At 53.2% G+C, this 14,344-nt stretch carries 12 protein-coding genes and 1 riboswitch; of the genes, 9 read left to right on the plus strand and 3 right to left on the minus strand.

Going from position 1 to position 14,344, the window contains the following annotated elements; genetic code table 11:
* Window positions 1-78: 78 nt before the first annotated feature.
* Window positions 79-1,227 carry an acetylornithine deacetylase gene (gene argE, locus C7433_RS21470; protein WP_110268863.1) on the minus strand — a complete coding sequence of 383 codons (1,149 nt, stop codon included), beginning with the start codon at window positions 1,225-1,227 and terminating at the stop codon, window positions 79-81.
* Window positions 1,228-1,395: 168 nt separating this feature from the next.
* On the opposite strand from argE, the gene argC reads away from it, so the two are divergent.
* From argC to oxyR, 5 genes are all read left to right on the plus strand, one after another.
* Complete coding sequence (gene argC / locus C7433_RS21475; protein ID WP_039342537.1) at window positions 1,396-2,400, plus strand: N-acetyl-gamma-glutamyl-phosphate reductase; 1,005 nt, start codon at window positions 1,396-1,398, stop codon at window positions 2,398-2,400.
* Window positions 2,401-2,414: 14 nt separating this feature from the next.
* Window positions 2,415-3,191, plus strand: coding sequence for an acetylglutamate kinase (argB, locus tag C7433_RS21480; protein ID WP_110268864.1), 777 nt, complete (start codon window positions 2,415-2,417; stop codon window positions 3,189-3,191).
* Window positions 3,192-3,215: 24 nt separating this feature from the next.
* Window positions 3,216-4,433, plus strand: a complete 1,218-nt coding sequence (locus C7433_RS21485) for an argininosuccinate synthase (protein WP_033738115.1) — start codon at window positions 3,216-3,218, stop codon at window positions 4,431-4,433.
* Window positions 4,434-4,521: 88 nt separating this feature from the next.
* Complete coding sequence (gene argH, locus C7433_RS21490) at window positions 4,522-5,895, plus strand: argininosuccinate lyase (protein WP_054632888.1); 1,374 nt, start codon at window positions 4,522-4,524, stop codon at window positions 5,893-5,895.
* Window positions 5,896-6,247: 352 nt separating this feature from the next.
* Window positions 6,248-7,165, plus strand: coding sequence for a DNA-binding transcriptional regulator OxyR (gene oxyR, locus C7433_RS21495; RefSeq protein ID WP_006121171.1), 918 nt, complete (start codon window positions 6,248-6,250; stop codon window positions 7,163-7,165).
* On the opposite strand, the gene sthA is transcribed toward oxyR, so the two are convergent.
* A complete protein-coding gene (gene sthA, locus C7433_RS21500) occupies window positions 7,148-8,548 on the minus strand; it encodes a Si-specific NAD(P)(+) transhydrogenase (RefSeq protein ID WP_033738119.1) in 1,401 nt (466 codons plus the stop codon). The two genes, oxyR and sthA, sit on opposite strands and share 18 nt — an antisense overlap.
* A 193-nt stretch (window positions 8,549-8,741) precedes the next feature.
* Here sthA and fabR point away from each other — a divergent pair, with 193 nt between their 5' ends.
* On the plus strand, window positions 8,742-9,389 hold the full coding sequence (fabR, locus tag C7433_RS21505) for an HTH-type transcriptional repressor FabR (protein ID WP_006121169.1): 648 nt from the start codon (window positions 8,742-8,744) through the stop codon (window positions 9,387-9,389).
* A gap of 14 nt (window positions 9,390-9,403) precedes the next feature.
* Window positions 9,404-9,757, plus strand: coding sequence for a YijD family membrane protein (locus C7433_RS21510; protein ID WP_006121168.1), 354 nt, complete (start codon window positions 9,404-9,406; stop codon window positions 9,755-9,757).
* A gap of 34 nt (window positions 9,758-9,791) precedes the next feature.
* On the opposite strand, the gene trmA is transcribed toward C7433_RS21510, so the two are convergent.
* On the minus strand, window positions 9,792-10,895 hold the full coding sequence (trmA, locus tag C7433_RS21515) for a tRNA (uridine(54)-C5)-methyltransferase TrmA (RefSeq protein WP_110268865.1): 1,104 nt from the start codon (window positions 10,893-10,895) through the stop codon (window positions 9,792-9,794).
* Window positions 10,896-11,016: 121 nt separating this feature from the next.
* Window positions 11,017-11,200: riboswitch (cobalamin riboswitch) on the plus strand.
* Window positions 11,201-11,265: 65 nt separating this feature from the next.
* On the opposite strand from trmA, the gene btuB reads away from it, so the two are divergent.
* A complete protein-coding gene (gene btuB / locus C7433_RS21520) occupies window positions 11,266-13,152 on the plus strand; it encodes a TonB-dependent vitamin B12 receptor BtuB (RefSeq protein ID WP_110268869.1) in 1,887 nt (628 codons plus the stop codon).
* Window positions 13,097-13,948 (plus strand): glutamate racemase, encoded by an 852-nt coding sequence (murI, locus tag C7433_RS21525; protein WP_054632891.1) that lies wholly within the window; start codon window positions 13,097-13,099, stop codon window positions 13,946-13,948. Before btuB ends, murI begins: the two co-directional genes overlap by 56 nt.
* Window positions 13,949-14,344: the final 396 nt, after the last annotated feature.

Consider the following 14,344-nt stretch of genomic DNA (forward strand, 5'->3'; position numbering starts at 1 on the left):
GTTATTCTTATTATCAAATCCCACAGATTGGCAGGGCATTTTGCTGTTAATACAGTGAAATGCCCCGTTTGATGATAATTAGTGACAGAAATGCTGCACAACCTGAGCGATTAAGGCGCGCGTAGGCTGAATAAATGCGGTATCGATAAATTCGTCCGGCTGATGCGCCTGATTGATAGAACCGGGGCCCAGCACCAGCGTTGGACAAAGTTGCTGGATAAACGGGGCTTCAGTGCAATAATTCACCACTTCTGTCGGTGTACCCAGCAGTTTTTCCACCACCTTGACCAGCTCGTGGTCAACCGGACATTCATAGCCCGGAATCGGCGGATGCAATTCTTCGATGGTAATCCGTCCCGGCCAGCGTTCGCTCACCGGCGCCAGTGCCTCATTCAGCAGCGCGTCAAGATCGCTCAGCGTCAGCCCCGGCAAAGGGCGGATGTCCATGTGCAATTCGCAGCAGGCGCAGATACGGTTTGCTGCATCACCGCCATGAATATGACCAAAGTTCATTGTGGGATAAGGAATTGCAAAACCATCATGGTTGTAACGGGATTTCAGCGTATTGCGCAGTTGCATGAGTTCGGTAATCGACTCATGCATCAGCTCAATGGCATTAACGCCGCGACCCGGATCGCTGGAATGGCCGGATTGACCCTGAATGCGAATCGCATTCGAGATATGTCCTTTGTGCGCACGAACAGGTTTCAGCGACGTCGGTTCGCCAATAATGGCGCAGTCAGGGCGAAGCTGTGTGGATGCGGCAAAATATGACGCGCCCGCCATGGTGGTTTCTTCATCAGCGGTGGCCAGAATATAAAGCGGCTTACTCAGGGCTGTCACATCCACATCACGGAGCGTGTCCAGAATAAACGCGAAGAAGCCTTTCATATCGGCGGTACCCAGACCGTACAACTTGTTGTCGTGCTCGGTCAGGGTAAAGGGATCGCGAGTCCAGCGACCATCATCAAACGGAACGGTATCGGTGTGCCCGGCAAGCAGCAGACCGCCCGCACCGCTTCCGGTGCGCGCCAGCATATTAAATTTATGCCGCGTGCCCGGCACGGGTTGGACTTCCACGGTAAAACCCAGGTCACGGAACCAGCCAGCCAGTAAATTGATTAAAGTTTCATTGCTCTGATCGAGAGCGGCATCGGTTGCGCTGATAGACGGTGTTGCGATCAACTGGCGGTAGAGTTCGATAAAAGGCGGTAATTTTGTCTTCACTGTTGACGGTCCTTGAGTTAGGATGTATCAATATTCATGCATTAATAGTGAATAAAAATACATTAACGTCGTGTGCATGTGAACCTTAAATCGCTGCAAACGACATCGTGGGCAACGGGGCAAGGCCGCGACCCGGAACGTGTGACTGTAATAAAGGTATACAGCCTGATGTTGAATACGCTGATCGTTGGTGCCAGTGGTTACGCTGGCGTAGAGCTTGCCACCTTCCTTAATCGCCATCCACATATCAACATAACCGCTTTGGCGGTGTCTGCGCAAAGTCCCGATGCGGGTAAGCGCTTGTCCGATCTTCATCCACAGCTGAAAGGTGTGGTGGATCTGCCGCTGCAGCCACTGAGCCGCGCCGACGAATGGGCAGATAAAGTTGATGTGGTGTTTCTGGCGACGGCCCACGAAGTCAGCCACGACCTGGCGCCTGAATTTCTGAAAGCTGGCTGCGTCGTGTTCGATCTGTCCGGCGCTTTCCGCGTCAACGACGGCAAGTTTTACACGCAGTTTTATGGCTTCACGCACCAGCATGGGGACTGGCTGGATAAAGCCGTTTACGGTCTGGCGGAGTTCCAGCAGGAAAAAATCAAAGAAGCACAGCTGATTGCCGTCCCTGGCTGCTATCCCACCGCCTCTCAGTTGGCACTCAAGCCGTTGGTGGATGCCGGTTTACTGAATGAGGCGCAGTGGCCGGTCATCAATGCCACCAGTGGCGTCAGTGGAGCAGGGCGCAAAGCGAATGTTGGTACCAGCTTCTGTGAAGTCAGTCTGCAGCCTTACGGTATTTTTAATCATCGTCATCATCCTGAAATTGTGGCGCACCTGGGCACACCGGTAATTTTTACGCCGCACCTGGGCAGTTTCCCGCGTGGCATCCTGGCCACGATCACCTGCCGTCTTAATGCCGGCGTCAGCCGTGATGATGTCGCTGAGGTCTTTCACAATGCCTACCACGATAAGCCGCTGGTACGCGTTTACGAGCAAGGCGTACCGGCATTGAAAGCCGTGGTCGGTCTGCCTTACTGCGATATTGGCTTTGCCGTACAGGGCGAACACCTGATTGTGGTGGCTGCTGAAGATAACCTGCTTAAAGGGGCAGCCTCTCAGGCAGTACAGTGTCTTAATATTCGTTTCGGTTTCCCTGAAACGCAGTCACTGATTTAACGGACGACTAAACCATGACTAATCCATTAATTATCAAGCTGGGCGGTGTGCTGTTAGACAGCGAAGAAGCACTGGCCCGTTTATTTGACGCGTTGCTGGCCTACCGTTCTGCTCATCAGCGCCCCCTGATTATCGTTCACGGTGGCGGTTGCCTGGTCGATGAACTGATGAAAAAACTGGCGCTGCCGGTGCAAAAGAAGAACGGTTTGCGTGTTACGCCTGCCGATCAGATTGACATCATCACCGGCGCACTGGCTGGTACCGCCAATAAAACGCTGTTGGCCTGGGCGAAAAAATACGGCATTCAGGCCGTCGGTCTGTGCCTGGGCGATGCGGGCCTGGTCAATGTCACCCAGTTAGATGAAGCGCTGGGCCATGTGGGCAACGCAACGCCGGGCAATCCTGCATTAATTAACACGCTGCTGGGCGCAGGTTACATGCCCGTTGTCAGTTCAATCGGCATCACCGACAGCGGTGAGCTTATGAACGTCAATGCCGATCAGGCTGCCACAGCGCTGGCCTCAACGCTGAGTGCTGACTTAGTCTTGTTATCGGACGTCAGCGGCATTCTTGATGGCAAAGGTCAGCGCATCGAAGAAATGACGGCAGATAAAGCAGAACAGCTGATCGCTCAGGGCATCATCACCGATGGCATGATTGTCAAAGTGAACGCTGCGCTGGATGCGGCACGCACGCTGGGCCGTCCGGTCGATATTGCCAGCTGGCGTCATGCCGAGCAGTTACCTACCCTTTTTAACGGCGTGTCCATTGGCACCCGGATTCTCGCTTAACGACTCAGATTCAAGGATTACGAAATGCAAACGCAAAACATCAAAAAAATCGTACTGGCTTACTCCGGTGGTCTGGATACTTCGGCCATTATTCCCTGGCTGAAAGAAAACTATGGCGGCTGTGAAGTGGTCGCGTTCGTGGCGGATATCGGTCAGGAACGTAGCGATCTGGAAGGCGTTGAGAAGAAAGCGCTGCAGTCAGGTGCATCAGAATGTCACGTTGTCGATCTGCGTGAAGAGTTTATCAGTGACTACGTTTATCCGGTGCTGCAGACCGGGGCCCTGTATGAAGGGACGTATCTGCTGGGTACCTCAATGGCGCGTCCTATCATCGCGAAAGCCCAGGTTGAGCTGGCGCTGAAAGTGGGTGCTGATGCGCTGTGCCACGGTGCCACGGGTAAAGGTAATGACCAGGTGCGTTTCGAAACCACTTACACCGCACTGGCGCCGCAGCTGAAAGTGGTGGCGCCATGGCGCGAGTGGGATCTGCGTTCGCGTGAAGCGCTGCTGGATTATCTGAAAGCGCGCAACATCCCTACCACCGCGTCGCTGGAAAAAATCTACAGCCGTGATGAAAACGCCTGGCACATTTCTACCGAAGGCGGCGTGCTGGAAAGCCCGTCTAATGCACCTAACAAAGATTGCTGGGTCTGGACTGTCGATCCGCTGGAAGCGCCCGATCAGCCAGAAGACGTGACAGTAACCGTTGAAAAAGGCCGCGTGGTGGCGGTGAACGGTGAAAGACTGAGCCCGTTCCAGTGTCTGGAAAAACTGAATGTGCTGGGTGCAAAACATGGCGTGGGCCGTATCGATATCGTTGAAAACCGTCTGGTAGGCATTAAATCACGCGGCTGTTACGAAACCCCTGGCGGCACCATTATGGTTAACGCGCTGCGTGCGGTAGAGCAACTGGTTCTGGATCGCGACAGCTTCAAATGGCGTGAGCAGTTGGGCCATGAAATGTCTTATGTGGTTTACGATGGTCGCTGGTTTGCACCGCTGCGTAAGTCTATCCAGGCGGCGGCAGAGTCGCTGGCGGAAGAGGTTAACGGCGAAGTGGTTCTGCAACTCTACAAAGGTCAGGCCACGGCGACGCAGAAGCGTTCAGCTAACAGCCTGTATTCCGAAGAGTTCGCGACCTTCGGCGAAGACGAAGTTTACGATCATCGTCATGCAGGCGGCTTTATTCGTCTGTTCTCACTCTCTTCACGTATCCGTGCGTTGAACGAGCAGAAAAAGTAATCGCAGGCGGGGATCGCCTCGCCTCTCAGTATGACATCAGGGGCGGCTTTCAGGCCGCCCCTGGTTTAACGACTTGAAGGAGATTCACATGGCACTTTGGGGTGGACGCTTTACCCAGGCAGCAGATCAACGTTTCAAACAGTTCAACGACTCGCTGCGTTTTGATTACCGCCTGGCAGAGCAGGACATCATTGGCTCAGTGGCCTGGTCCAAAGCGCTGGTGACGGTAAATGTCCTGAGCAGTGATGAGCAGCAGCAGCTTGAAGCCGCACTGAACGCACTGCTGGAGGAGGTTCGTGCCAATCCTGAGCAAATCCTGCAAAGCGATGCCGAAGATATTCACAGCTGGGTTGAAGGCCAGTTGATTGAGAAAGTCGGTGCGCTGGGCAAAAAACTGCACACCGGCCGTAGCCGCAATGATCAGGTGGCGACCGACCTGAAACTCTGGTGTAAAGAGCAGGTTGCCGCACTGCTGGATGCCACACGTGAGCTGCAGCAGGCGCTGGTGGCGACTGCCGAAGCCAATCAGGACGCGGTGATGCCGGGCTATACACATTTACAGCGTGCACAGCCGGTGACGTTTGCACACTGGTGCCTCGCTTACGTTGAAATGCTGGCGCGCGATGAAAGCCGTTTGCAGGATACGTTAAAGCGTCTTGATGTCAGCCCGTTAGGTTGTGGTGCACTGGCCGGAACGGCTTACGCTATTGACCGTGAGCAACTGGCAGGCTGGTTAGGCTTCGCGTCTGCAACGCGTAACAGCCTGGATACCGTATCCGACCGTGATCATGTGCTGGAGCTGCTTTCCGATGCGTCAATCGGCATGGTGCACCTTTCACGTTTTGCGGAAGACATGATTTTCTTCAATACCGGCGAAGCCGGCTTTATCGAACTCTCGGATAAAGTCACCTCAGGTTCGTCCCTGATGCCACAGAAGAAAAATCCGGATGCACTGGAGCTGATCCGTGGAAAATGCGGGCGGGTTCAGGGCGCGTTAACCGGCATGATGATGACGCTGAAAGGCCTGCCGCTTGCCTATAACAAAGACATGCAGGAAGACAAAGAAGGGCTGTTTGATGCGCTGGATACCTGGCTGGACTGCCTGCATATGTCCGTGCTGGTGCTGGAAGGTTTGCAGGTAAAACGTCCTCGCTGCCAGGAAGCGGCCGAACAGGGTTACGCAAACTCAACGGAACTGGCCGATTATCTCGTGGCAAAAGGCGTTCCCTTCCGTGAAGCGCACCATATCGTGGGAGAAACGGTCGTTGCAGCGATCGCGCAAGGTGTGGCACTGGAAGCCTTGTCGTTATCTCAGCTTAAGCAGTTCAGTGCTGTTATCGAAGACGATGTCTATCCGGTGCTGGCCCTGTCATCCTGCCTGGATAAGCGCAATGCGCAGGGAGGCGTTTCACCGTCTCAGGTTGCCCGTGCCATTGCGGATGCCAAAGCGCGCTTAGCCTGAGTCGCAGATAAAAAAAGAGCGGGCATACCATGCCCGCCAACCTCTAGCTTCAGAAACTACTTTTATTTTAGGCACATCATCAGACCATCGGTGCTCCCGACCGATGTTCAGATTCGTTACGCTTGTCGTCTGGCCTTCGCCTGTTCAGTTTTTTGTTTTATCAGCGTTGCCAGAAGATTTGCGTCAGCTAAAAACAGCGGATAACGCTGTCTTTATGATTCAGAAAACATTTCCCTGGGTGGCGATGAGTCTGAATTTGATGTGGGCATTATTCCCATCCGCTCTTGATAGGGCCAATCGTTGGTTGCTATTCTATCTATCGCCACGAGCTATCGTGGAATGGAGGGTAATAATGAATATCCGTGATCTTGAATATCTGGTTTCGCTTGCTGAACATCGTCACTTCCGACGTGCGGCGGATGCCTGTCATGTCAGTCAGCCGACCTTAAGCGGGCAGATTCGCAAATTAGAAGATGAGTTAGGTGTCATGCTGCTGGAACGTACCAGCCGCAAAGTACTGTTTACGCAGGCCGGTTTGCTGCTGGTCGACCAGGCGCGTACTGTCCTTCGTGAAGTCAAAGTGCTGAAAGAGATGGCCAGTCAGCAGGGCGAAGCGATGTCAGGACCACTGCATATTGGGCTGATTCCCACCACCGGTCCGTATTTACTGCCGCAAATTATTCCTATGCTGCATCAGACTTTTCCAAAGCTGGAAATGTACCTGCATGAAGCACAGACCCAGCAATTGCTGGCTCAGCTCGACAGCGGCAAACTGGACTGCGCGATTCTGGCGCTGGTCAAAGAAAGCGAAGCCTTTATTGAAGTCCCGCTGTTCGATGAACCGATGAAGCTGGCGGTTTATGAGGATCATCCGTGGCGCGAACGCGATCGTGTGCCAATGTCCGATCTGGCTGGTGAAAAACTGCTGATGCTGGAAGACGGCCACTGCCTGCGCGATCAGGCCATGGGTTTTTGTTTTGAAGCGGGTGCAGACGAAGATACCCATTTCCGTGCGACAAGCCTGGAAACGTTGCGCAATATGGTCGCGGCAGGAAGCGGTATTACGTTACTGCCTGCTCTGGCTGTCCCGCCACAGCGTGTGCGTGATGGGGTTTGTTATCTGCCCTGTTATAAGCCGGTACCACAGCGTACGATTGCGCTGGTTTACCGTCCCGGCTCACCTCTGCGCAGCCGTTATGAACAACTGGCAGAGGCAATCCGCACACATATGCAAGGCTATTTCGATACCACGTTAAAACAGGCGGTTTAAACCGTTTAGCGCGGCGACGCGATACGCTTCTGCCATGGTCGGGTAGTTAAAGGTGGTATTCACAAAGTACTCAATTGTGTTGCCACCATTTTTTTGCTCCATGATCGCCTGACCGATATGGATAATCTCCGCAGCACGTTCCCCAAAGCAGTGAATGCCCAGAATCTCTTTGGTTTCACGGTGGAACAGGATCTTCAGACTACCGACGTTCATCCCCACAATCTGCGCACGCGCCAGATGTTTAAACTGCGCACGTCCCACTTCGTAAGGCACTTTCATCGCCGTGAGCTGCTGTTCGGTTTTGCCTACAGAGCTGATTTCCGGAATGGTATAAATCCCGGTCGGAATGTCTTCGATCAGGTGCGCTGAGGCTTCGCCTTTAATGATGGCCTGTGCGGCAATACGGCCCTGATCGTAAGCAGCGGAGGCCAGGCTGGGGTAACCAATGACGTCGCCCACTGCATAAATGTGCGGCTGCGCTGTCTGATACATGCTGTTCACTTTCAACAGCCCACGGCCATCCGCTTCCAGACCGACATTTTCCAGCGACAGTGAATCGGTGTTACCTGTACGGCCGTTCGCATACAGCAGGCAGTCCGCTTTGACTTTCTTGCCGGATTTCAGGTGCATGATAACGCCGTCATCCACGCCTTCAATCTTCTCAAACTCTTCGTTGTGACGAATCACCACGCCGCTGTTCCAGAAGTGATAAGACAGCGAGTCAGACATCTCCTGATCAAGGAACGCCAGCAGGCGGTCACGGGTGTTGATCAGGTCAACCTTGACATTGAGCCCACGGAAAATGGAAGCATATTCACAGCCAATCACGCCCGCGCCATAAATGATGACGTGGCCGGGTTCATGATGCAGGTTGAGAATAGAATCGGAATCGTAAATACGTGGATGGGTAAAGTCGACATCATGCGGATGATAAGGGCGCGAACCACAGGCAATAATAAATTTCCCGGCGGTCAGCTGTTCGCGCGTGCCATCATGATGTTCCACTTCAACCGTGTTGGCATCCACGAAATGCGCATCGCCCTGAAACAGCTCACAGCGATTGCGCTCGTAAAAACCCTGACGCATTGCGGTTTGTTGGCTGATCACGCTTTCCGTGTGATTGAGAATATCGGCAAACGATGAGCGGAGAAGGCGGGTATGGTCACTGTAGAGGGGATTCTGATTGAACTCGATGATGCGGCTCACAGCATGACGAAGGGCTTTCGAGGGGATCGTACCCCAGTGTGTACAGCCGCCGCCTATGTTGTGATAGCGTTCGATAACCGCGATTCGGGCGCCTTGCTTCACCAGCCCCATCGCCGCACCTTCACCGCCTGGTCCTGATCCAATCACAATGACATCGTAATCGTAAGACTTTTGCATACCGGTACGTCCTATTATTTATACATTTTTACAACGAGATTCTAACATCTCGCCGCGCACTTCTGAATTCTAACAGCGATTTTCATCACGTTTTGGCTTTCAGTGAGGTTTAACACGTCGTCACAAAGTTTGCCGGACTGTACGCTGAATATTTTGTTATAGTGCTGTTTCAGAACCTCACAAGGCAGAGAGAATGGGCGTCAGAGCGCAACAAAAAGAACGTACACGACGTACACTGATTGAAGCTGCCTTCAGTCAGCTCAGCGCCGAACGCAGTTTTGCCAGTCTGAGTTTACGTGAGGTTGCCCGCGAGGCGGGCATCGCGCCAACCTCTTTTTATCGGCACTTTAAAGATGTCGATGAGCTGGGTTTAACCATGGTGGATGAAAGCGGGCTGATGCTGCGGCAGTTGATGCGACAGGCACGTCAACGTATTGCGAAAGGCGGCAGCATCATTAAAACCTCTATCGCCACCTTTATGGAGTTCATCGAAAATAACCCTAATGCGTTTCGGCTGCTGTTACGCGAACGTTCGGGGACGTCTGCGGCTTTCCGTGCGGCGGTTGCGCGTGAAATCCAACATTTTATTGCTGAACTGGCTGATTATCTTGAGGTCGAAAACCGCATGCCGCGCAGCTTCACCGAAGCGCAGGCTGAAGCGATGGTGACTATTGTCTTCAGTGCCGGTGCCGAGGCGCTGGATATTGATATAGCGCAGCGTCGTAAGCTGGAAGATCGTCTGGTATTGCAGTTACGTATGATCGCGAAGGGCGCGTATTACTGGTATCGCCGGGAACAAGAACGCCTGGCGGTAACCCTGGATAAACCTGAAGAGCTATGAATAAGGACCCTGCCATGACCCACCCAAGCTCCCGTGATAAAGGCACGATGTTACTGGCTTTTATTACCGGCCTTGCTATGAACGGCTCGTTCTCTGTGCTGTTTAGTGCTTTCGTTCCTTTTTCTATTTTCCCGTTGATTGCGTTGGGGCTGGCGGCATGGTGCCTGCATCAACGCTACCTGAATAAAAGTATGCCCGATGGGGTTCCGGGGCTGGCTGCGGCCTTCTTCCTGCTGGGAATCCTGGTGTACAGCGCATTAGTGCGTGCCGAATATCCGGATATCGGATCTAACTTCATCCCCACGATTCTTATGGTCGGGCTGGTGTTCTGGATTGCCCTGCGTTACAAGCGCAATCGCAACCGGTAATCACAAAAACGGGAACCCCTGGGTTCCCGTTTTTTTACGCTTTGCGCGTCAGTAGCACACCGCATTCCATATGATGGGTATACGGGAACTGGTCAAACAGGGCCAGTCGCGTGACATCATGGGTTTGCGCCAGCTCCAGCAGATTGTCACACAGGGTTTGCGGGTTGCAGGAAATATACAGGATCGTGCGATAAGCCTGCACCATCCTGACGGTTTCCTCATCCAGCCCACTGCGCGGCGGATCCACAAAGATCGTCTCGCAGTCATAACTCTTCAGGTCGATCCCCTCCAGCCGGTTAAAGCTGCGCACGCCGTTCATTGCCTGGGTAAACTCTTCGGCCGCCATGCGAATAATCTGGACATTATCAATCTGGTTGGCGGCAATATTGTGCTGGGCCGACGCGACGGATGGCTTGGCAATTTCCGTGGCCAGCACGCGGCGGAAATTTCTGGCCAGCGCCAGCGAGAAGTTGCCATTACCACAGTAGAGTTCCAGTAAATCGCCACGGGAACCCGTTGTCACATCCAGCGCCCATTCCAGCATATGAATGTTCATCGCCGCGTTGGGTTGCGTGAAGCTGTTCTCCACCTGTCGATAAATCATCTCTTTACCGGCGACCGTCAAACGCTCTTCCACGTAATCCCGATCAAGGCAAATTTTGGTCTTAGTGGCGCGACCAATCAGCTGCACATCGACGCCTTCCGCCCGCAACTGATCGCGTAACGTTGTGGCGGCCTGCTGCCATTCCTCATCCAGCTTGCGGTGATAGAGCAGGGAGATGACGATTTGGTTGCTTAGCGTCGACAGATAATCAATCTGGAACAGCTTATGGCGCAGGATGCGATTATCGCGAATGACCGCCATCATTTTCGGCATCATCTGGTTAATCAGGGCACTGGCCGCCGGGAACTGGTCAACGCGAATGCGCTGTTTCGTCTCCTGATCGAAAATGATGTGATAAATGTCGTCGCCATCATGCCAGATGCGGAATTCTGCACGCATGCGATAGTGGCTGACCGGTGAACGGAACACCTCCACGGCGGGGGCAGCGAAAGGCGTCATCATCGTTTCTAACCGACTGACTTTTTCCGCCAGCTGCGCGTCATACTGTTCAACAGGGAGATGTTCGGGTGTCATGTTTAATCCTGGTTAATAGCCTGCTTGCCGGGCGATTGTAGGGATTCACCTGCTGATGTCCAGTCCTGCGCGCGCGAGCAGAGCGTCGGGGTGTGCAGATCTGGACTTGCCCGTGCGCGCTTCGTAGACTGCGGGCACCGGCCTCAACCTTGAGTTAACAGGGAATCCAGTGTGAATCTGGAGCTGACGCGCAGCGGTAAGGAATGTCAGGGTGATTGCAATTGCAGACACTGTCCTGCGGGATGGGAAGTCATCACCTGCTATGATTCCCAGCCCGAAGACCTGCCGGTGTGACGTCGCCACGCGTACAGTCATCGCGTGCTATCGACTGTATGCCTGCGGCATCCTTTTTCTTTTGGATGCGATAAAAATGAGTAAAACAACAACCCCGCTGTTTGCCTTCAGTGCAACGGCGATTTTCCTCTGGGCGCAAAATGGCTTTGCACAGAGAAGTGATGATGCGCTCATCGTGACGGCTAATCGTTTTCAACAGCCGGTTTCGTCGGTACTGGCTTCAACCTCGGTGGTGACACGGGATGAGATTGACCTGTGGCAGGCAAAAAATCTGGTAGACGTGCTTCGTCGCCTGCCCGGCGTGGATATTGCGCAGAACGGTGGGATTGGGCAAAGCGCGTCAATGTTTGTGCGAGGCGCTGAAGCGCGCCAGACGTTGATTCTTGTGGATGGCGTGCCCTTTGCCAGACCAGGCATCACCGGTGCAGCGGACTTCAATCTGATCCCGATCTCCCTTATACAACGCGTTGAATTCATTCGCGGGCCGCGCTCCTCCGTCTATGGCGCTGATGCCATTGGCGGAGTGGTAAACGTGATTACTCAAAATCCACAAAATCACAATGTGCTTTCTGCAGGCATGGGGTCAAAGGGATATCAGGAATACAGCGGGGGCGTAAACCAGAATGTGACCGACCAAACCCGCCTTACCGTCGCCGGTTCTTATCAGGCAACCAATGGCTATAACATCCAGCCTGATTCGACGTCTCCAGCCGATCGCGATCGTGATGGCTGGCGCAACAAAGCGTTCTGGGCAGGGGTTGAGCATAAGTTCAATGACATGTTTTCTGGTTTCTTTCGTGGTTATGGTTATGCGGCGAATACTGACTACGATGCTGGCTTCCTGGGCGGATCGGATGAGCAGCAGATTTATAACCACGCCTTTGATACCGGCCTGCGCTTTACTAAAGGTGATTATTCTTCTCAACTGGTCGCCAGCTACCAAAAGTACAAAATATATAATTATGTTGGCGCTGAGGGACGTTACGCAGACTCCAATACGCTGGATGATATGGATCAGCGCAACCTTCAATGGGGGAACGCCTTCGCAGTCGGTTATGGCACGGTGAGTACCGGGATTGACTGGCAGCGGCAAGCGTTGAGCTCAGTAGGCCAACTCTTTTCTGGCCAGCCCAGAGAAACGGACCGCTATAAGCAGGATAATACCGGGGCATATCTGACGACGCAGCAGCAATTGGGCACTGTTACGCTTGAAGGGGCTGTCCGGGGAGACGATAACCAGGATTATGGCCGTCATGGTACCTGGCAAACGGCGGCTGGATGGGAGTTTGTGCCGGGTTATAAGGCATCGCTCTCCTATGGCACCGGTTTCCAGGCACCGACGCTGGGGCAGCTTTATGGCCAAAAGCATTTTGGCATTAGCGCCAATCCCGATTTGCAGCCTGAGAAATCAAAACAATGGGAAGCTGCGCTCGAAGGGTTAAGTGGCCCCGTTAACTGGCGGCTGGCGGCCTACCATAATCATGTCACGAACCTGATTGACTATGCGTCCGATCCGGTGACATTCCAGGGCGGCTATTTCAATCAGAAAGCGGTGACAATGAAAGGTATTGAAGCCACCGCGGACTTTGATACGTCCTTCCTGCATCATCAAATCACCTTAGGCTATCTTGATGCCCGACGCGATTCGGATGATGAAGTCCTGGCTCGCCGGTCTCGTCAACAGATGAAATATCAGTTGGGTGTAACGGTTTATGAGGCTGATATAGATGTTATTTACCAGTATTTTGGCAAGCGTTATGACAATAACACGAGCCAGTACACGAGTGAGCAGCGCCGTTTGCCGGCCTACAGCACCGTTGATCTCGCCGTATCGTATCCTGTCACATCACATCTGACCGTTCGTGGTAGAATTGCCAACCTGTTCGATAAAGATTACGAGACAGCGTATGGCTACCAGACTCCAGGAAGAGAGTATTACCTCAACGGAAGCTACAGCTTCTGACCTGCGCCCGACTGTGCTGGTGTTTGATTCCGGCGTAGGCGGGCTTTCTGTCTATGATGAGGTTCGGCAACTCCTGCCGGACCTGCATTATCTTTATGCGTTCGATAACGCCGGTTTTCCTTATGGTGAGAAAACCGAGACCTTTATTGTCGAGCGTGTTGTTGCGATGGTTGATGCCATTACTCGCCGTCATCCCATTTCTCTCGTCATTATTGCCTGTAATACCGCCAGCACCGTCACTTTGCCTGCATTACGTGAGCGATTTGCCTTTCCGGTTGTCGGCGTTGTACCGGCAATCAAACCGGCTGCACGCCTTACACGTAACGGTGTGGTCGGGCTGCTGGCGACGCGCGCAACGGTCCGGCGTTCGTACACGCATGATCTGGTGTCGCAGTTTGCTAAAACCTGCAAGATTGAAATGCTGGGCTCAGCCGAGCTGGTGGAGTTAGCCGAAGCCAAGCTTCATGGCGATAAGGTTTCACTGGATGATGTCAGGCGCATTGTGCAACCCTGGTTACGTATGACGGAGCCACCGGATACTGTCGTATTAGGCTGCACGCACTTTCCTTTACTTCGCGATGAGCTTCAGCACGTCCTGCCTGAAGGTACGCGTTTAATTGACTCCGGTGCCGCAATAGCCAGACGTACTGCCTGGCTACTGGACAATGAAGCACCCGAAGTCCGCTCGCCGGATCAAAACATGGCGTTTTGCACTGAGCTGGATGAAGAGGCGGCGCAATTATCGCCGGTTTTACAGCGTTATGGCTTCCCGTTGCTTGAAAAACTGGCGCTTTAGCGGGTTTTCGCTGAAAAAAACAGCACTCGGAAAATTAATTGAAATTAGCCCTTGTCAGCTTCGAAGAACTCCCTATAATGCGCCTCCACTGACACGGCACAACGGAATACGAAGCGCCGGGTTGAGTAAGGTTCAGAATCATTCGAACCGATGAGTTTAGCAAAAATAAGTGCTTGACTCATAAAGCGGAAAGCGTAATATATGCAGCCCGCGCCACAGAGAAGTGTGGCACTGCTCTTTAACAATTTATCAGACAATCTGTGTGGGCACTCGCAGGATTGATATCCGCGTCTCCGGACGTAAAAAATATCAAGTCTTAAGAGTGAACACGTATTGAAATTCATTACGACGTTTTCCTTGAGCATCGCTGCACTGGTTGCAGCAAATCAAACTTTA

The sequence above is a fragment of the Pantoea sp. PNA 03-3 genome (genome assembly GCF_003201175.1).
Taxonomy (GTDB): Bacteria; Pseudomonadota; Gammaproteobacteria; order Enterobacterales; family Enterobacteriaceae; genus Pantoea; species Pantoea stewartii.

Bases quoted from the DNA above. Each gene is read 5' to 3' on its own strand.
- argB (WP_110268864.1), top strand. From the start codon at position 2,415: ATGACTAATCCATTAATTATCAAGCTGGGCGGTGTGCTGTTAGACAGC.
- C7433_RS21485 (WP_033738115.1), top strand. From the start codon at position 3,216: ATGCAAACGCAAAACATCAAAAAAATCGTACTGGCTTACTCCGGTGGT.
- C7433_RS21510 (WP_006121168.1), top strand. From the start codon at position 9,404: ATGACCCACCCAAGCTCCCGTGATAAAGGCACGATGTTACTGGCTTTT.
- btuB (WP_110268869.1), top strand. From the start codon at position 11,266: ATGAGTAAAACAACAACCCCGCTGTTTGCCTTCAGTGCAACGGCGATT.
- fabR (WP_006121169.1), top strand. From the start codon at position 8,742: ATGGGCGTCAGAGCGCAACAAAAAGAACGTACACGACGTACACTGATT.
- trmA (WP_110268865.1), bottom strand. From the start codon at position 10,895: ATGACACCCGAACATCTCCCTGTTGAACAGTATGACGCGCAGCTGGCG.
- argC (WP_039342537.1), top strand. From the start codon at position 1,396: ATGTTGAATACGCTGATCGTTGGTGCCAGTGGTTACGCTGGCGTAGAG.
- murI (WP_054632891.1), top strand. From the start codon at position 13,097: ATGGCTACCAGACTCCAGGAAGAGAGTATTACCTCAACGGAAGCTACA.
- sthA (WP_033738119.1), bottom strand. From the start codon at position 8,548: ATGCAAAAGTCTTACGATTACGATGTCATTGTGATTGGATCAGGACCA.
- argH (WP_054632888.1), top strand. From the start codon at position 4,522: ATGGCACTTTGGGGTGGACGCTTTACCCAGGCAGCAGATCAACGTTTC.
- oxyR (WP_006121171.1), top strand. From the start codon at position 6,248: ATGAATATCCGTGATCTTGAATATCTGGTTTCGCTTGCTGAACATCGT.